This window comes from Burkholderia sp. ZZQ-2 (assembly GCF_050768715.1).
GTDB lineage: Bacteria > Pseudomonadota > Gammaproteobacteria > Burkholderiales > Burkholderiaceae > Burkholderia > Burkholderia cepacia.
In genome coordinates, this window is record NZ_LDVA01000150.1 from 14,767 (window position 1) to 32,591 (window position 17,825).

Below are 17,825 nucleotides of genomic sequence, written 5' to 3' on the forward strand. Positions count from 1 at the left end.
CGGAGCCCCGTCGATGCCGATCATCGAATCGAAACTGAACCCGCGCTCGGAAGACTTCCGCGCGAATGCCGCCGCGCTCGAGGCGGTCGTCGCCGATCTGCGCGCGAAGATCGAACAGCTCGCGCAGGGCGGCGGCCAGGCCGCGCGCGACAAGCACCTGGCGCGCGGCAAGCTGCTGCCGCGCGACCGCATCGCGCAACTGCTCGATCCGGGCGCACCGTTCCTCGAGTTCTCGCAGCTCGCGGCGAACGGCATGTACAACGACGACGCGCCGGGCGCGGGCGTCATCACCGGGATCGGCCGGATCGCCGGCCGCGAGTGCGTGATCGTGTGCAACGACGCGACGGTCAAGGGCGGCACCTATTACCCGGTCACCGTGAAGAAGCACGTGCGCGCGCAGGAGATCGCTGCGGAAAACCGGCTGCCGTGCGTGTACCTCGTCGATTCGGGCGGTGCGAACCTGCCGAACCAGGACGACGTGTTTCCCGACCGCGACCACTTCGGCCGCATCTTCTTCAACCAGGCGACGATGTCGGCCGCGGGGATCGCGCAGATCGCCGTCGTGATGGGCTCGTGCACGGCGGGCGGCGCGTACGTGCCGGCGATGAGCGACGAGTCGATCATCGTGAAGGAGCAGGGCACGATTTTCCTGGGCGGCCCGCCGCTCGTGAAGGCCGCGACCGGCGAGGAAGTGAGCGCCGAGGATCTCGGCGGCGGCGACGTGCATACGCGCCTGTCGGGCGTGGCCGACCACCTCGCGCAGAACGACGCGCATGCGCTGTCGATCGCGCGCAACATCGTCGATCATCTCGCGCCGAAGATCGCGTCGCCGGTCGCGCTGCGCGAGCCGAAGCCGCCGCGCTACGACGCGAAGAGCCTGTACGGCGTGATCCCGGTCGATACGCGCAAGCCGTTCGACGTGCGCGAGGTGATCGCGCGCATCGTCGACGATTCGGAGTTCGACGAATTCAAGGCGCGCTACGGCACGACGCTCGTCACGGGTTTCGCGCACATCTGGGGCCACCCGGTCGGGATCGTCGCGAACAACGGCATCCTGTTCTCCGAATCGGCGGTGAAGGGCGCGCATTTCATCGAGCTGTGCTGCCAGCGCAAGATTCCGCTCGTGTTCCTGCAGAACATCACGGGCTTCATGGTCGGCCGCAAGTACGAGAACGAAGGCATCGCGCGGCACGGCGCGAAGATGGTGACGGCCGTGTCGAACGCGAAGGTGCCGAAGTTCACGGTGATCATCGGCGGCTCGTTCGGCGCCGGCAACTACGGGATGTGCGGCCGCGCGTTCGGCCCGCGCTTCCTGTGGATGTGGCCGAACGCGCGGATCTCGGTGATGGGCGGCGAGCAGGCCGCTTCGGTGCTCGCGACGGTGCGCCGCGACGGCATCGAGGCGAAGGGCGGTTCGTGGTCCGCCGAGGAAGAGGACGCGTTCAAGCAGCCGATCCGCGATCAGTACGAGCGCCAGGGCCATCCGTATTACGCGAGCGCGCGGCTGTGGGACGACGGCGTGATCGACCCGGCGCAGACGCGCGACGTGCTCGGGCTCGGCCTGGCCGCATCGATGAACGCGCCGATCGAAGACACGCGCTTCGGCGTGTTCCGCATGTAACGGCCGGGAGGGCTGACCGATGCGATACGAAACGATCAAGGTAAGCGAAGCCGGCCGCGTGGCGACCGTCACGCTCGCGCGCCCCGACGTGCGCAACGCGTTCAACGAGACGACGATCGCCGAGCTGACCACCGCGTTCGAATGGCTCGACGCGCATGAAGGCGTGCGCGCGATCGTGCTCGCCGCGGAAGGCGCCGCGTTCTGCGCGGGCGCGGACCTGAACTGGATGAAGAAGATGGCCGGTTACTCGGACGACGAGAACCGCGCCGATGCGCGCAAGCTCGCGCGCATGCTCGAGGCGATCCATCGCTGCGGCAAGCCGGTGATCGCCCGCGTGCACGGCGATGCCTACGCGGGCGGAGTGGGCCTGGTGGCCGCGGCCGATATCGCGATTGCCGCCGACGGCGTGAAGTTCTGCCTGTCGGAAGCGCGGCTCGGGCTGATCCCCGCGACGATCGCGCCGTACGTGGTGCGCGCGATGGGCGAGCGCGCGGCGCGCCGTTACTTCACGACGGCCGAGGTGTTCGACAGCGCGCGCGCGGCGTCGCTCGGCTTCATTCACGAAGCGGTGCCGGCCGATGCGCTCGACGAAACCGTCGCGAAGCTGGCCGCGACGCTCGTCGCGAACGGGCCCGACGCGGTGCGCGCGTGCAAGCGGCTCGTCGCCGACGTGGCCGGCCGCGCGCTCGACGCGACGCTGATCGAGCAGACCGCCGACTGGATCGCGCGAACCCGGGCCGGCGCGGAAGCGCGCGAAGGGATTGCGTCCTTTCTCGAGAAACGCACGCCTTCGTGGCGTGAATGACGGCGTGCCCCTAACTTTCCGGACGACACCGAAGCCATGTTCGACAAGATTCTGATCGCCAACCGCGGCGAAATCGCGTGCCGCGTCGCCGCGACGTGCAAACGTCTCGGGATCGCGAGCGTCGCCGTCTATTCCGACGCGGACGCGAACGCGAAACACGTGGCCGCGTGCGACGAAGCCGTGCACATCGGCGGCTCGGCCGCCGCGGACAGCTACCTGCGCATCGAGCGCATCATCGAAGCCGCGCGTACAACCGGCGCGCAGGCGATCCACCCCGGCTACGGATTCCTGTCGGAGAACGAAGATTTCGCGCATGCGTGCGAAGCGGCCGGCATCGTCTTCATCGGGCCGCCGGTCGACGCGATTGCGGCAATGGGATCGAAGGCCGCCGCGAAGGCGCTGATGCACGCGGCCGCCGTGCCGCTCGTGCCCGGCTATCACGGCGACGACCAGGACGCGGCCAACCTGCATCGCGAAGCCGACGCGATCGGCTATCCGGTGCTGCTGAAGGCGAGCGCGGGCGGCGGCGGCAAGGGGATGCGCGTGGTCGGGCGCTCCGACGATTTCCCCGCGGCGCTCGCGTCGTGCCAGCGCGAAGCCGCGAGCAGCTTCGGCAACGACCGCGTGCTGATCGAGAAATACCTGACGCGCCCGCGTCACGTCGAGGTGCAGGTGTTCGGCGACACGCACGGCAATACCGTATACCTGTTCGACCGCGACTGCTCGGTGCAGCGCCGTCACCAGAAGGTGCTCGAGGAAGCGCCGGCGCCGGGCCTGCCCGACGACGTGCGCCGTGCGATGGGCGAAGCGGCCGTCGCGGCCGCGCGCGCGGTCGGTTATGTCGGCGCGGGTACCGTCGAATTCATCATGACGGGCGACGCGTTCTACTTCATGGAAATGAACACGCGCCTGCAGGTCGAGCATCCGGTCACCGAGATGGTCACCGGGCTCGATCTCGTCGAATGGCAACTGCGTGTCGCATCCGGCGAGCCGCTGCCGCTTCAGCAGGACGAACTGCGCGTGCAGGGTCACGCGCTCGAGGCACGCCTTTATGCGGAGAACCCGGCGCGCGGCTTCCTGCCGTCCACGGGCACGCTGAAGCACCTGCGGCTGCCGGCAGGCGTCGAGTTCGCAATCGGCGCATCGGTGCGCGTCGACAGCGGCGTGCGCGAAGGCGATGCGATCACGCCGTTCTACGATCCGATGATCGCGAAGCTGATCGTCCACGGCGCGGACCGTGCGGAAGCGCTGGGGCTGATGCTGCGCGCGCTGCGTGCATGCGAAGTGGTCGGCCTGCACACGAATGCCGCGTTCCTGCAGCGGATCGTCGCGTGCGAGCCGTTCGCGACGGCCGATCTCGACACGGGCCTGATCGAGCGCAATCACGATGCGCTGTTCGCGCCGCAAGAGCCGCCGCGCGCGATGCTCGCGCTCGCATGCGCGGCGCTGTTCGCGCGCGAACGCGGCGCGGCCGCGCACGGTTCGTCGCCGTGGGGCGCGCTGCCGGACTGGCGACTGAACGGCGGCTATCGCCGCACGCTCGACTGGCATGCGGCCGAGCGCGAAGCGGACGTGACGGTCACGTACGAGGACGACGGCGCTGTCGCGCGCCTCGCGACCGGCGGCGCGGCCGCGCAACCGTTCGCGTGGACGCGTGGCGCCACGCCGCTCGATTTCGACGTGACGCTCGGCGGCGTGCGCAGCAGCGGCCGCGTGTATGCGGACGGCGACACCTTCCACGTGTTCTCGCAAGGCGCGGCCGAGACGTTCGAATGGCGCAACCTGCTCGCGCATGCGGGTGATGCGGAGCAGGGCGGCGGCCGCCTGACCGCGCCGATGCCCGGCAAGGTGATCGCGGTGCTGGTCGAGCCGGGCCAGAAGGTCGAAGCGGGCACACCGCTGATCGTGATGGAAGCGATGAAGATGGAGCACACGATCGGCGCGCCGAGCGCGGGCGTCGTCGCGGAAGTGCTGTACGGCGTCGGCGACCAGGTTTCGGATGGCGCGCAGTTGCTGATGATGGCGGAAGGCTGAGCGGCGCCAGCTTCGCGTATGCGGGCCGGCTGCCACGGCTGCCGGCCCGTAAGACAGGCGTCGTGATGCGCTCCACGACCGACACCACGACAGATTCGCTTCGATCGCTTCGGAAAAAACGAAGCAATGCGAATCTTTCGATTGCATTACGTCAACCTCTCGTTATCCCCTCCGCCGCGGCATGTGCGCCCCTTGCGTGCACGCAGCGCGCCTCCTTGCACGACACCATCGTGTAACACGTGATAATTAGCATCTCGCCGTCGACACGACCGTGCGCACCCGCGCCTGTGTCAGGTCGTCACATCCACGGAGAGACGTTATGCGAAAGTCGGCCCTACGGCCTTTCGCGGTCGTTGGCCTGATCGCGCTGACCGCACTCCTCGGTGCCTGCAACGACGACCTGACCGCACCCGCCGCACCGGTGGCGCAGCAGAAGGCCGCCTGCGGCGGCGGCGTGGTCGCCACCGCGCAGATGCACTGCCCGCCCGGTTTCACCGCGCCTGCTTCCTCGCCCGCTTCCTGATCCCGGCTGTTTCCACCAGAAATCCAATCAAGAGCAACCAGCATGGCCATCCATTCGCGACGCGATTTTCTGAAGTTCTCCGCCGGCCTCGCCGGCGCGACCGCCGCCACCGCACTGCTTCCCGAATCGATCCGCAAGGCGCTGGCGATCGAGCCGAATACCGTGACGGGCACGATCCAGGATGTGCAGCATATCGTCGTGTTCATGCAGGAAAACCGCTCGTTCGACCACTACCTCGGTCACCTGAGCGGCGTGCGCGGCTACAACGACCGCTTCCCGGTCACGCTGCCGAACGGCAAGCCGGTGTGGTTCCAGCCGCGGCAGGAAGACAAGACGAGCGTGATCGCGCCGTTCCGCTACGACACGACCGACCCGGGCGTCAACGCGCAGTGCATCGGCGGCCTGCCGCATACGTGGGCGACGACGCACGGCGCGATCGACAACGGCCGAGCCGACCAGTGGGCGGTGCAGAAGTCCAACATGACGATGGGCTACCACGTCCGCGACGACATCCCGTTCCACTACGCGCTCGCGGATGCGTTCACGGTGTGCGACAACTACTTCTGCTCGATCCCGGGCAACACGCACCCGAACCGCATGTACCTGATGACGGGCATGGTCGACCCGCTCGGCACGGGCGGCGGCCCGCTGCTCGACAACACCGACTACATCGACAACCAGTTCGACAAGATCAAGTTGCCGCCCTTCAGCTGGACGACCTATCCGGAGCGCCTCGAGAAAGCGGGCATCTCGTGGCAGATCTACCAGCAGGGCACCGGGTTCGACAACTTCACCGGCAACTACGGCACGAACATGCTCGCGTGCTTCAACAACTTCGTGAATGCGCCGGCCGGTTCGTCGCTGCAGACGCGCGGGATGAGCACGCGCCCGATCACGCAACTGAAGGCCGACGTGCAGGCGAACGCGCTGCCGCAGGTATCGTGGCTGCTGCCGCCCGCCGCGTATTCGGAGCATCCGAAGTTCACGCCGCTGTATGGCGCCTATTACCTGTCGACGATCCTCGATGCGCTGACGTCGAATCCGGACGTGTGGAGCAAGACCGTCCTGCTCGTCATGTACGACGAGAACGACGGCTTCTTCGATCACGTCGTGCCGCCGTCGGCACCGACGCTGCCGGGCTCCGGCATGAGCACCGTGGACGTGTCGCTCGAGCGGCACAACGTCGTGACGTCGACGCAGACGGGTACGTACACGGCCGACAACCTGCCGTACGGCCTCGGCCCGCGCGTGCCGATGTTCGTGGTCTCGCCGTGGTCGAAGGGCGGCTTCGTGTGCTCGCAGGTCTTCGATCACACGTCGGTGCTGCAATTCATCGAGAAGCGCTTCGGCGTGATGGAAACGAACATCTCGCCGTGGCGCCGCGCGATCTGCGGCGACCTGACGTCGGCGCTCGACTTCTCGAAATCGGATGCGACGCTGCCGACCCTGCCGAGCACGCAGGCGTATGTCGCGCAGGCGGACCTGCAGTGTTCGCGCGCGTCGTCGCAGACCGCACCGGCCAGCACCGCGCAGCAGGTCGTGACGGCACAGGAGCCTGGCACGCGGCCGGCGCGTGCGCTGCCGTACGAATTGCACGTGACCGGCCAGCTCCAGACGCAAGGCTACGCGCTGACGTTCGCGAACACCGGCACGCAGGGCGCGCATTTCTGGGTCTATACGGGCGACCCCACCGCGATGCCGCGCCGCTATACGGTCGAAGCGGGCAAGCAGCTGACCGACACATGGGCGCTCGATGCGAGCGGCAACTACCTGGTGAGCGTATGGGGGCCGAACGGCTATTTCCGGCGCTTCGCCGGATCGGCCGTCGCGGATGCCGGCGCGAAGCCTGAAATCACGCCGTGTTACGACACGGCCAACGGCGACGTGTACGTGACGATCGCCAATGCGGGCACCGGCACGCTCACGGTCACGGCGACCGATGTCGCGTACGGCGGCGCACCGCGCACGTTGACGGTTCCGGCGGGGCAGCGCGTCGAAGCGCACTGGGATCTGTCGTGCAGCAGCCACTGGTACGACCTGCAGTTCGCGGTGGCCGGGAACGCCGGCTGGACGCGCCGCATCGCGGGGCACGTCGAAACCGGCAAGGCCAGCATCACCGACCCGGCCGCCGTGGCGCCGACGACCGCGGCGATCTGACGGCAAACCATGCGTGCCGGCTCCGCGCCGGCGCGCGACGAGCGCATGTCAGAAACGAAAAAGGCGCCGCGCGGCGCCTTTTTCAGTCAGGTACACGAAATCAGATGGGGCGAAAAACTGTGTATTGATCGCCATCGAGTTTTTCCAGGTACCGGGAATCATGGAGCGTCAGGTTGACCGGCTGGAGAAATTTCTCGTCGGCGGCCTCGTGTTCGTTGCTGGCGCGCGTATTGAACAGGCTCGAAGCATTTGCGGAGTTCACGAGAGAATCGAGGCGCGGTGCGTTCCAGTCGAGGTGCCCCCTGAGCAAATAGAAGTGCATGATCCCGCATTGCTGATGGGCCCAGAAGTCATGCCACATGAATGAATCGGGCCGCCACACGGAGTTGTGGCTCTCGAAGTACGATGCGCTGCTCATCGGCATGCACTCGGGGGTCGAGATGATGATGTATCGCGATCGATAGTTGAGAAACTCCAGTAGATCGCGACCGTGGGAGTGGCGCATGTGCTCGATGACATCGCCCAGGATGATCGTGTCGTACGAGTCGCCGGATCGTTCGTACAGCGTGTCGCTGACGCCGGAAATGATGTCGTCGTAGCCGTTCTCGATCAGGAACGGATGGGTCTCTTCATCACATTCCAGCGCCGTGAAACGGCAATCGGGCACGATCTTCCTGAGCAGGCGCCCGTATTTCCCGCCCCCGGCCCCGACATCCAGAATCCTGCCCGGGTTGATCGACTTGACCAGATGCTGCGTGAGTTGATCGAAGGTTGGCCACGAATACCCGATCTGTTCCACTTTGACCTCCCGTCAAGGCTGGTTTGAAAAATTGATCGTAGCGATGTCACAGCGTTGCTGCGAGGTCGTTTTCTGCCCACCCTGGATGCCGACACCGCGCGGCAACCCGGGTGGCGCGGCGGGTCGCACGAGTATCGCACAACCGTCTCGCGGACTTGCGCGTGCCGGCCGGGCGCTGACCATCCCTGACAGTATGCGGCGGGCACTCCGCTAGAATGCCGGGTTGCCGGCGGCGTGCGCCGCTTGACGCGGGCGGCGCTTCGCGCGCTACACTGCATCCATTCCATCCCCATCCAACTTCCCATCCCGCCGACGATGACATCCCCTGTCCTGAACGGCCTGCGCATCGGTATCACGATCGGACTGCGTGCCCCTGACGAAAGCCTGTGGATCAACGGCATCAAGCAGAACGCGCTGTTTCTCGCGAAGCTGCTGATGGCGTCGCCGCACGGCTACCGCGTGACGCTGGTCAACACCACCGACGTACCGCTCACCGATGCATTGCCGTGGGATCGCAGCGTGTACGACACTCGCGCATTCGCCGAGATAAAGGATGCGCTCGACGTGGTGATCGAGCTGGGCGGGCAGATCGACGGCGAGCAGACGGCCTACCTGAAGGCGCGCGGCGCGAAGCTCGTCAGTTACTGCTGCGGCGTCGAGTACATCAACGCGATGGAATCGATGCTGTTCGGCCGCCGGCTGTGGGATTCGCTGTTCATCAACCGCGGCTACGACGAGGTGTGGGCGATTCCGCAGATCGCGCCGTCGTCGCTGCCGTTCCTGCAGTCGCTGCGCCGCTGCCCCGGGCGCGTCGTGCCGTTCGTGTGGGACCCGATGTTCCTGAGCGCGCGCGCGCAGTCGCTGCCGGAGCGCGGCGAATACCGGCCGCGCAGCGAGCCGGGCAAGCGGCTGACGGTGATGGAGCCGAACCACGACGTCGTGAAGTTCTGCGTGTATCCGATGCTGATCATCGACGAAGCGTATCGCCGCGATCCGGATGCGATCTGCTTCACGCACGTGACGAACGCCGATCGCCTCGCGCACGACAGCCCAGAGTTCGTGATGCTGATGAACTACCTGGACATCGTGCGCGCGGGCAAGGCGAGTTTCGTCGGGCGCTTCGATACGCCGCTGTTCCTGGCCGACCTGACCGATATCGTCGTGTCGCACCAATGGTCGAACCCGCTCAACTATTTCTATTTCGACGTCTGCTGGCAGGGCTATCCGCTCGTGCACAACGCGAGCCTCGCGCCCGATCTCGGCTACTACTATCCGGACAACGACGTGCAGCAGGGCGCCGATGCGCTGCTGCGCGCGCTGCATACGCACGATGACGACTGGGAAGCGTACACACGGCGCCAGCGCGACATCCTGAGCCGCTACACCTCGGCGAATCCCGCGCTCATTGCCGAATACGACGCCCTGCTCGCGAACCTGGTCGGCGCATCGGCTGCATAAGGCCCGATTTTTCTCGCGGCGCACACGTTGCGCCGCGGCCCGCCATCGGGATTGTCCCGCCCTAATGTCTGACGAAATAATGCCGTTAAAAAAGAAACCGCCGAACCCGATCGGTTCGACGGTTTTCGAAGGCACGAATTTGACGGCTCCGAGGGAAGTCCGTCGGAAATCATTTTATAGGTTAACAAGTATTTAAGATTGTTAAAAATGGTTTGATCGATAATCGTCATATGATTTAAATTGGTATTATCGATTAACGGCTGTTCGATTCTGTTTAGAAATTTAATAATTCGTTTGAAACGGGAAAATTGAGCGCTGCGATGATCGAATGACGTGCGGCAGCCGATTTGCTGCGATGCGCAAGCCGGGCCGCCAGCCTTCACGGCGAGTTCGGCGACGGGCGAGGGCGCTGCCTCGCGGGCCGGTATTTATCTGATTAATTGAAGGCTTTCGAATTTGCGAGGCATGCAAATTACGCGGGAATTGATTCGGGCAAGGATGTTTAGGTGGTTTGAATAAACAATATCCGGATCGGGTTTAAGTAATTTGCGTTAGTGTGACCTGTCGCACAATCGGTATCGCGCATGCGTGGTGTATTCCAGTAACTGAATATCGTTGAAAATATCGAATTTGACGGCGCGCCGAAGCGAAAAGTACGCTCCCCGGAAAAGATCGACATAACAGGATGGGCCGGGTAGGCGGCGGAGCACGTCATGATCGGTTTGCTCCGCATGTTTGTTGAGGTCGAGCCGCGATCGGCGGCTCGCCATTTGCCGGAGCGCCGGATGAATGCGGTCGAAGCTCGCCAGGAGGCGAATCGGGAAGCGAATCGTGACGAAATCGATCTCGTGTTCGGCGCCCCCGACGATCATCCCGACCTCGCGTCGGTACGCAGTTTCGTGGAGAGCCGGCTCGCGTTCGCGCAAGAGCCCGTGTGCCGGGCCGACCTGTCGGGCGGTGTGCTGTACCAGGAATGCCTGGCGCGATTGCGGTGGGGCGAGCGCGATGCGCTGCCGCCGGTCGCGTTCCTGCCGCGCCTCGAGGCGCTCGGGCTGATGCGATGGTTCGACCGGCTCGTGGTCGGCCGGACGATCGACGCGCTGCGCGCCGATCCGGCTGCCGTCTACGGCTGCAATGTGGCGGCGGCGAGCGCGGTCGTCGACGATGCGTGGCTGGCCATCTTCAGGCGGCTCGAGCGCGAGCCGTCGGTCGCGGCGCGGCTGGTGGTCGAGATCACGGAGACGGGGCCGCTGAATCCCGTCGCGGGTCGTTCGTTCGTGAACCGCTTTCGGCAGACCGGATGCCGCATCGCGATCGACGATTTCGGGGTCGGCTTCAGCGCATTGAACAACCTGGTGGTCGGCAATCCCGACATCGTGAAGCTTGACCGGTCGATCCTGTCGATGATCAAGCGCAACGCGATCGGCCGCTACCAGTTCCGCAGGCTGATCGCGTTCGCGCATGAAGGTGCGCGGCACGTCGTCGTCGAAGGCGTGGAGAGCGAGATCGACCGGCAGATCATCGTGGATGCCGGCGTCGCCTGGGCGCAGGGCATCCGATTTTCATGGCGGTCGCCGGCCGCCGCGTGACGGCGCGGAAACCGGTGGGTGGCGTGCACGACGCACGCCGGTGTCGGGCGTGGCCGGCGCGTGGCCGGGACGAATCGCAAAGGGGCATGGGCATGGCGGGGACGAAGGCCGGAAGCGGAACGGGCACGCAGGCAGCCGGTGCGCGCGAACTCGTCGCGATCGCCGAGCTGGCCGACATGCTGTGGCAGCTGGGCGCCGAATCGACCGAAGTGCCGATCGACGTCGCGCCGTATCTCGACGGACTGACAACCATTGCGCGCCGCATCCAGCGGATGACGCCGCTCGACGCCGGCGGCCGCGAACTGGCCGCGCGCCACTATTACGCGGGTGTCATCGCGGGCGCGTGCGGCGACGATTCGGCGATCGCGCGCGGCGTGTCCGACAGCCTCGTCAAGCAATCCGGCGGCACCAGCCGGCGGGTCGCGCACTGCTTCGCGGTGCTCGCGCGGACGGGCCGGCGGCATGGCCGTGTGTTCGCCGCGCAGAGCGGCGACCGGGTGCTGGTCTAGCGCCTGTTCACGCCGGTCGCGGGCGCGGCGCGATGCGCGCGGCCCGCGTCGATCTCATCTTTTTGTGTAGCGGCCCGAGCGTGCGCCAAACCGGTCAATCCTTCCCGAATCCGCCGAGCACGAACGCCATCGCGCGGTCGACCGCGTCGTCCCATCGGCCGACGTGCGCGGCGCGCACGATTCGGACGCCCGGATAGAGGGCGGTGCGCGAGCCGGTTTCCCAGCGCGCGTCGGCTTTCGGGCTGAGCAGCAGCACGGCCGGCACGCCGAGCGCGCCGGCGAGATGGACGTGCGCGGTGCAAGTGGTCACCACCGCGTCGAGCGCGAGCATCAGCGCCGCCAGGTCGCTGAAATCGCCGATCGCGTGATGCGGGAAGGTCACCGGCAGGTCCGATTGCTCGGACTGCGCGGACAGGTCGCGGTTGATGCAGTACGCGGCGTGACCGTGCAGCCGCGTCAGCGGCGCGAGGTCGCGCAGGCTGGCCGCGCGATGGAAGCGCGCGTCGCTTTCGTCGCGCCCGCGCCAGTTGAGCCCGATGCGACGCGTGCCCGCGGCATGGCCGTCGCGCGACACGCGCTCGCGCCACGCCGCCGCATGCCCCGGTGGGCAGGACAGGTACGCGCCTGCCGATCCTCCCTTGGGTGCCGGCGCATAGCCGAACTGCGCGGCGAGCACCAGGAACGAACACCAGTAGTCGTGTGCGATCTGCGACGTGTCGATCCACGCGCCGTGCGCGCCGATGAATTCGATGTGCGGGAACGTGTGACGCATCAGGCCCGTCAGCGCGTCCGGAACGATGACGGTCACGCTCGTGCAGCCGAGCGTGTCGAGCGCATGCAGGTAGCGTGCGTACTGGAGCTGATCGCCGACACCGCCGTAGCTGAGCACCAGCAGCCGCTTGCCCTGCAGCGGCTGGCCCTGGTAGAGCCGCTCCGTCGGCAGCCCGAACTGCGCGGCTGTCAGGACGTTTTCGCTCGCGATGGTGGCGCGGGCCGCTTCGTCGCGCCGGCCGGCGCGCAGCAGCAGCATCGAACGCATCAGCTCGATGCGGCCGCGCGTCGCGTCGGGCAGCGCATCCGGATCGCCGAAGCGTTCGAGCGCCGCGAGCCCGGCGTCGGGTGCCCCGGCAAAGCCGTAGCACGACGCGAGTTGCAGCGCGATCGCATCGTCGTCGAGCCTGCGGCCGCGCGCGCGTTGCCAGCGGTCGATCGCGTGCCCCCACTCGCAGCGCGACTCATGGTCGAGTGCGCGGTTCCAGTGCGTTTCAGGCGCGTCGGTGTCGGCGGCTGCGTCGGGGTGCGCATCGACGTCGGCCGGCGACGCGACGGCGATCGGTTCGATCGAGATGACCAGCCGCTGCCTGTCCCAGCGCGCGTTCGGCACGCAAAGCAGGTTCAGCGGGTCCATCCGGTAGAACGTGTAGTCGAGGCCGGCAAAGGTGGCGATGATCGGCGCCTCGCCGACTTTCCAGTATTCGACCCAGCACCAGGGCAGGTGCGCCTCGATCAGACGTCGCGCGCCGCGCAGCGCGTCGATCTCCATGCCTTCGATGTCGAGCTTCAGGAAATCCAGCCGCGGCAGGCCGAGCGCGTCGAGCCTGACGACCGGCGTCGGCGTGCCGCCTTCCGCGTGCGCGCCGACGAGCGACACCTGGCCGAAGTCGGCATCCTGCCCGTAGTCGACGTCGGGCACCTTCATCGTGCCGTTGGCGCCCGCAAGCCCCATGTTCAGCAGATGGACGTTGTCGAGCTGGTTGAGCGCGACGGTGCCGCCGAGTGCATGGAACAGCGTGCGCTGCGGCTCGAATGCGTACACGCGGCCGCCGCGCGCATGCAACCGGTGGGCGATCGGCACGCACACGAGCCCCGCATTCGCGCCGCCGTCCACGGCGATCGCATCGTCCGGCAACTGGTCGATCACCTTCAGGATCGTGTCGAGCTCATCCTGGATGTGCGGCCGCCCGGTCTTGATCAATGCTTCGGCCTGGTATGCGCAGTGCCGGTTGATGACGAACGGACCGTGAATCGAATCGATCACGACGAAATTGCGGACGGTCTGATTCATGGGCGGTAGCAGGGGCGAATGAGGTCAGCCGAGTGCGCGGCCGGCGAACAGGTGCTGGATCTGCGCGGAATACGCGTGGACGTTGTGCGCGGCGAGCGTGTCGACCTGGTGCAGGCAGCGGCGTGCCGCGGCGGCGTATTCGTCGAGCCGCGTGTCGTGCGTCTGCGCGGCGGTCGCGATCGCACGCGCCGCATCGAAGATCTCGAAATCCGGATAGTAATAGCCGACGTCGCGCAGGAACGGCGAGTTGTGCACGAGCGGGTAGTTGCCGTACAGCGCGTCGTACAGCAGGTAGTTGAGGCCGTTTTCCCAGTGGTGGGACACGACGATGTCGGTGTGATGCGCGGCCCACGCGACGAACGGCGCGCGCACGTCGGCGGTCGCCTTGCCGTCGCGCACCATCTCGAGCCCGAGCGCGAGATGCTTGAAGGCGACGTTTTCCTTCTTGTCGAACGTGTTGGTCATGTACACGTGCTCGACGAGTTCCGGATGCTCGACGTAGCACGCGTTGGCGGCGAGCATCGGCACGATCGAGCTTTTCACGACGTTCAGGTTCGGCTCGAAGAACGCGATGCGTTTCGCGGGGCCGTGGTTCCGATAACCGAAGCGCGCCTTCAGTTCGGGATCGGCGTCGAGGCTGCGCTCGATGAAATACGGTGACCAGATGTGCGGCAGCTCGATCACCGGCGCGCGGTACACGGCCTGGAAATACGCGGCGCATGTGTGCATGTGCTGCGGGTTGGTCCAGATCTCGTCGAACTGCACGCGGTGCGGGTTCGGCCGCCACGGGTTCTTCTCGAAGTTGATCGTCTCGACGGCGATCACGTAGTCGTTGCCGAAGCGGTACGACACGCACTTGCCGCCGCGTCGGCGCACGGCGTCGGTGTGCGTCGAGTCGACGAACGCGTTCATCTCGATCAGCAGGTCGGTCTGGTGGACGACGGCAGACAGCGGCCGCAGCGCGTCGCCGAACGCGTCCATCATCAGCGCCTGCGGATACTCGGTCACGCCTTCGTCGTGCGCGAGCCAGACCTCGCCGATCAGCGGCGACTGCTTCAGCAGCATGTACAGGTACACGCAGTGCTGATTCGCGCCGTTGTACCAGATCGACTGCGTCGAGTCGCGCTGCACGTTCATCGTTATCGCGACATTGAGTTTCATGACGGCTCCGTGGTGCGGGCGTTGCGCGGGTTACGGCGTGTAGTTTTGCGACGAGCGCGGCACATAGCCGGTCAGGCGCCAGTGGCCGTCATCCTCGCGGCGAAAGCTCAGCTTCTCGAACATGGTCGCGCTGCTCGTCAGCGTCGTCGCGTAATCGACGTTCGCGTAGAGCCCGTCGGGTGTCGTCGACGCGTTGGTGTAGCGGATGCGCGTGATCTGCGCCCAGCCGCGATGACGCACCGCGCCGACCGACTGGCGCGCACGCTGCATGTCCGACGCGAACTGGTCCTGCTTGATGCGCGCCTTCACGAACGCGGCGGCATCGGTCCACACGGCGGTGTACTGGCCGGCGTCGAGCTGCTTGAACACGGCGTCCGAGTCGCGGAGCAGCGCGTCGGCCGATTCGCCGTCGGCTTGCGCATGCGCGCCGATCGCGATCGATGCGACGGCGCAGCCGATCAGCCATTTGGCGCGGGTGAGGGGCGTGCGTGCGGTCATGTCCGAGTCAGGAAAAGGGCGGTGCGTCACGTGTCGCGATAGAGGGTGGCGATCGCGTCCGTATAGGCGGCGACGTTCTCGGGGTTGTAGATGCTCACGGAGCTGAGCACGTGCTTCGACTGCTCGCGGTACGCTTCCAGGTTCGCGTCGTGCTCGGCGAACGCCTTCAGCAACGCGCGGCCGCCGGCCTGGCAGTCGAAGTCCGGATAGAAATACCCGGCCTTGCCGAGGAACGGCGAGTTGTGGATCAGCGGGTAGTCGCCGTACAGCAGCTCGTAGTACAGGTAGTTCTGCGCGTTTTCCCACGTGTGCGACACCACCGCGTCGCCGAATGCGGCCATGAACTCGTACACCGCGTAGCGGCTCTCGAACGTCGTGACTCCGTGGTTCACGATGTCGAGGCTCTTCGCGAAATGGACGAACGTCGCATGTTCCTTCAGGTGCAGCGTGTTGCATACGCGCACGAACTCGAGGAAATCCGGTTTCGCGCGATACGCCTCCTCGGTCACCAGCATCGGGATGACGCTCGTCTTCACCATGCAGATGTTCGGCTCGAACATCGTCACGCGCCAGCGCGGCTTGCCGGGTTCATAGCCGAACGACAGCCCGGCACCGAGCGTCGCGCGCGCCTTGTCGAACAGCATCGGGTGCCAGATGTGCGGAACGATCGTGACGGGCGCGCGCAGGCCCGTCTGGTAATAGTGCAGGCACGAGCGCTCGAATTCGGGAATCGTCCACACGGCATCGTACGGCGCGCCCGAGAACAGGAAACCCGACGGCTTGTTGAACATCGCGCGCTCGATGTCGATCACGTAGTCGTTGCCGACCCGCATCGTGACGACCTTGCCGCCGCGCTCGCGGAACGCGCGCAGGTAATCCGCGCCGAACTGCGCGCTCATTTCGATCAGCACGTCGCAGCGCTGCAGTGCTTCGTCCATCGACAGGAGCGGCACGTCCCATTCGCCGAGCATCATCTGCGGATCGGCGACCTGTTCGCCGCCGTTCACCATCACGGCTTCCGCGACGAGCGGCGACTGGCGCAGCAGCAGGATCAGCAGCAGGCAGTTCTGGAAGATGCCGTTTTCCCACAGCGACTGGCCGGCGCCGCGCACGAACAGCGACACGCCGACGACGAGACGCTTGCCCTCGCCGGGCGCTTGACGGGCATTGGAGTCCGACATGCGTATTCTCCGGTTCAGGCGACCAGACGCGAGACGAACGCGTCGAGGTTCGCGGGGTTGTCGATCGAGACCGACTGCAGCAGCCGGCCGGCCTTCGCACGGTAGTCGTCGAGGCGTTCGTCGTGGTGCAGCCACGCGTCGAGCAGCGCACGGCCGCCCGCGGCGGAATCGAAGTCCGGGTAGTAATAACCGGCGTCGCCGATCAGCGTCGAGTTGTGGATCAGCGGATAACCGCCGTACAGCACGTCGTAATACAGATAGTTCTGCCCGTTTTCCCAGTGGTGCGACACGACCGCATCCGCGTGGCGCGCCATGAAGCCCGGCAGGTCGAGGCGCGGCTCGAAGGTCGCCTTGTGCTGGCGCACGAGATCGAGGCTGTTCGCGAAGTGCACGAAGGTCGGATGCTCCTTCATGTGCAACGAGTTCACGACGAACATGTGCTGAACCGCGTCCGGACGCGCACGGTAGAACGCATCGCACGCGAGCATCGGATAGTGGCAGGACTTGGCGACCGAGATGTTCGGCTCGAGCATCGCGAGGTACCACGGGCGGCGGCCGGGCCGATAGCCGAACGTCGCGCCTTCCGCGGCGAGCGCGGCGATGCGCCGATCGAGGAAGTACGGCGACCAGATGTGCGGCATCAGGTGGACGGGCGCGCGCAGGATGGTCCGCAGCATCGGCGCCGCGGTCTTGTCGTATTGCGGCAGCAGCCAGACTTCGTCGAACGGTGCGCCGTTGAAGACGTGTCCCGACGGCTTCCCGAAGATCGGGGTTTCGCACAGGCCGGCGTACACGTGCCCGCAGAAGAACGCGGCGATTTTCTTGCCGAGCGCCTTCATGTGTCGGAGCCACTCCACCGGCAACTGCGCGCCCATTTCGATCACGACGTCGAGTTCGTGCGTGACGTCGGAGGGTTTCACGAGCGGGATGTCGAGGCCGTCGAGTTCGAGGCCGGCCGGCAGCGCGTTGGCGTCGCCGCCGTTCAGGAAGTAGACGGGGCCGACGCGATCCGAGCGCTTGAGCATCATCGCGAGGAACGCGATGTTCTGGTGGATGCCGTTTTCCCAGATCGCCTGGCCGTCGCGCGCAAACAGCGAGATGCCGACCGCCGGCCGTTGCTTGCGGGTGCCGCCCGAGGCGGCTTCATTGATGTCCGTCACCGGTTGGTTTCCTCTGCGGCGTCGTGCGTCCGGGCATCGCGTCGAGCGTCTGGCCTGGAAGCGGCGCGCCGTGGATTGTCATGGTTGCATTTGCGCCGGTGCGCCGCGGCGGGCGAATCGGGCGACCTGGTTCGCGAGGGCGGCAGCCGGTTTCCGGCGTGTCATCGGGCACGCCTGGCACGGCGCGTGATTCGGACAGGTTGCCCCGGCGACTGTCTGCGGCGATTGTGGCACGGAAATCGCCGGTTTTGGCGGGACGTGACGA

The 17,825-nt window shown here is 66.3% G+C and carries 15 protein-coding genes; 8 read left to right on the top strand and 7 right to left on the bottom strand.

Going from position 1 to position 17,825, the window contains the following annotated elements; genetic code table 11:
- The first annotated feature begins 13 nt into the window (after positions 1–13).
- The 5 genes from ABY44_RS08950 (at position 14) to ABY44_RS08970 (ending at position 7,140) form a co-directional block, all read left to right on the top strand.
- Positions 14–1,621 (top strand): carboxyl transferase domain-containing protein, encoded by a 1,608-nt coding sequence (locus ABY44_RS08950; RefSeq protein ID WP_027790577.1) that lies wholly within the window; start codon positions 14–16, stop codon positions 1,619–1,621.
- 19 nt (positions 1,622–1,640) lie between these two features.
- The gene (locus ABY44_RS08955) at positions 1,641–2,426 is read left to right on the top strand and encodes an enoyl-CoA hydratase/isomerase family protein (protein WP_059697092.1); all 786 of its coding nucleotides are present in this window, start codon (positions 1,641–1,643) and stop codon (positions 2,424–2,426) included.
- A 36-nt stretch (positions 2,427–2,462) separates the two neighbouring features.
- Positions 2,463–4,460: an acetyl-CoA carboxylase biotin carboxylase subunit gene (locus tag ABY44_RS08960; RefSeq protein ID WP_060170550.1), complete on the top strand. Its 1,998-nt coding sequence runs from the start codon at positions 2,463–2,465 to the stop codon at positions 4,458–4,460.
- Between the two features lie 319 nt (positions 4,461–4,779).
- Positions 4,780–4,983 (top strand): hypothetical protein, encoded by a 204-nt coding sequence (locus tag ABY44_RS08965; protein WP_021163021.1) that lies wholly within the window; start codon positions 4,780–4,782, stop codon positions 4,981–4,983.
- A 42-nt stretch (positions 4,984–5,025) separates the two neighbouring features.
- Positions 5,026–7,140 (top strand): phosphocholine-specific phospholipase C, encoded by a 2,115-nt coding sequence (locus ABY44_RS08970; protein WP_060170553.1) that lies wholly within the window; start codon positions 5,026–5,028, stop codon positions 7,138–7,140.
- 100 nt (positions 7,141–7,240) lie between these two features.
- Here the strand turns inward: ABY44_RS08970 and ABY44_RS08975 are convergent, their stop codons facing one another.
- Positions 7,241–7,939 (bottom strand): methyltransferase domain-containing protein, encoded by a 699-nt coding sequence (locus ABY44_RS08975; RefSeq protein WP_027790581.1) that lies wholly within the window; start codon positions 7,937–7,939, stop codon positions 7,241–7,243.
- Between the two features lie 315 nt (positions 7,940–8,254).
- Here ABY44_RS08975 and ABY44_RS08980 point away from each other — a divergent pair, with 315 nt between their 5' ends.
- The 3 genes from ABY44_RS08980 (at position 8,255) to ABY44_RS08990 (ending at position 11,495) form a co-directional block, all read left to right on the top strand.
- Complete coding sequence (locus ABY44_RS08980) at positions 8,255–9,397, top strand: DUF2827 domain-containing protein (protein ID WP_060170555.1); 1,143 nt, start codon at positions 8,255–8,257, stop codon at positions 9,395–9,397.
- Positions 9,398–10,182: 785 nt separating this feature from the next.
- On the top strand, positions 10,183–10,986 hold the full coding sequence (locus ABY44_RS08985; protein WP_027790583.1) for an EAL domain-containing protein: 804 nt from the start codon (positions 10,183–10,185) through the stop codon (positions 10,984–10,986).
- 86 nt (positions 10,987–11,072) lie between these two features.
- Positions 11,073–11,495: a hypothetical protein gene (locus tag ABY44_RS08990; RefSeq protein ID WP_080982041.1), complete on the top strand. Its 423-nt coding sequence runs from the start codon at positions 11,073–11,075 to the stop codon at positions 11,493–11,495.
- Positions 11,496–11,589: 94 nt separating this feature from the next.
- Here the strand turns inward: ABY44_RS08990 and ABY44_RS08995 are convergent, their stop codons facing one another.
- The 6 genes from ABY44_RS08995 to ABY44_RS09020 all read right to left on the bottom strand — a co-directional run.
- On the bottom strand, positions 11,590–13,560 hold the full coding sequence (locus ABY44_RS08995; protein ID WP_060170557.1) for an FkbM family methyltransferase: 1,971 nt from the start codon (positions 13,558–13,560) through the stop codon (positions 11,590–11,592).
- 24 nt (positions 13,561–13,584) lie between these two features.
- Positions 13,585–14,721 carry a DUF2827 family protein gene (locus tag ABY44_RS09000; protein WP_060170559.1) on the bottom strand — a complete coding sequence of 379 codons (1,137 nt, stop codon included), beginning with the start codon at positions 14,719–14,721 and terminating at the stop codon, positions 13,585–13,587.
- Positions 14,722–14,751: 30 nt separating this feature from the next.
- Positions 14,752–15,219, bottom strand: coding sequence for a DUF4019 domain-containing protein (locus tag ABY44_RS09005; RefSeq protein WP_060170561.1), 468 nt, complete (start codon positions 15,217–15,219; stop codon positions 14,752–14,754).
- Between the two features lie 26 nt (positions 15,220–15,245).
- A complete protein-coding gene (locus ABY44_RS09010) occupies positions 15,246–16,400 on the bottom strand; it encodes a DUF2827 domain-containing protein (RefSeq protein ID WP_060170564.1) in 1,155 nt (384 codons plus the stop codon).
- 14 nt (positions 16,401–16,414) lie between these two features.
- A complete protein-coding gene (locus ABY44_RS09015) occupies positions 16,415–17,560 on the bottom strand; it encodes a DUF2827 domain-containing protein (protein WP_048025465.1) in 1,146 nt (381 codons plus the stop codon).
- Positions 17,544–17,825: hypothetical protein (locus ABY44_RS09020; protein ID WP_431641125.1), on the bottom strand; the 282-nt coding region annotated here is incomplete at its 5' end. The genes ABY44_RS09020 and ABY44_RS09015, both read right to left, overlap by 17 nt.

Bases quoted from the DNA above. Each gene is read 5' to 3' on its own strand.
- ABY44_RS08950 (WP_027790577.1), top strand. From the start codon at position 14: ATGCCGATCATCGAATCGAAACTGAACCCGCGCTCGGAAGACTTCCGC.
- ABY44_RS08955 (WP_059697092.1), top strand. From the start codon at position 1,641: ATGCGATACGAAACGATCAAGGTAAGCGAAGCCGGCCGCGTGGCGACC.
- ABY44_RS08960 (WP_060170550.1), top strand. From the start codon at position 2,463: ATGTTCGACAAGATTCTGATCGCCAACCGCGGCGAAATCGCGTGCCGC.
- ABY44_RS08965 (WP_021163021.1), top strand. From the start codon at position 4,780: ATGCGAAAGTCGGCCCTACGGCCTTTCGCGGTCGTTGGCCTGATCGCG.
- ABY44_RS08970 (WP_060170553.1), top strand. From the start codon at position 5,026: ATGGCCATCCATTCGCGACGCGATTTTCTGAAGTTCTCCGCCGGCCTC.
- ABY44_RS08980 (WP_060170555.1), top strand. From the start codon at position 8,255: ATGACATCCCCTGTCCTGAACGGCCTGCGCATCGGTATCACGATCGGA.
- ABY44_RS08985 (WP_027790583.1), top strand. From the start codon at position 10,183: ATGAATGCGGTCGAAGCTCGCCAGGAGGCGAATCGGGAAGCGAATCGT.
- ABY44_RS08990 (WP_080982041.1), top strand. From the start codon at position 11,073: ATGGGCATGGCGGGGACGAAGGCCGGAAGCGGAACGGGCACGCAGGCA.
- ABY44_RS08995 (WP_060170557.1), bottom strand. From the start codon at position 13,560: ATGAATCAGACCGTCCGCAATTTCGTCGTGATCGATTCGATTCACGGT.
- ABY44_RS09000 (WP_060170559.1), bottom strand. From the start codon at position 14,721: ATGAAACTCAATGTCGCGATAACGATGAACGTGCAGCGCGACTCGACG.
- ABY44_RS09005 (WP_060170561.1), bottom strand. From the start codon at position 15,219: ATGACCGCACGCACGCCCCTCACCCGCGCCAAATGGCTGATCGGCTGC.
- ABY44_RS09010 (WP_060170564.1), bottom strand. From the start codon at position 16,400: ATGTCGGACTCCAATGCCCGTCAAGCGCCCGGCGAGGGCAAGCGTCTC.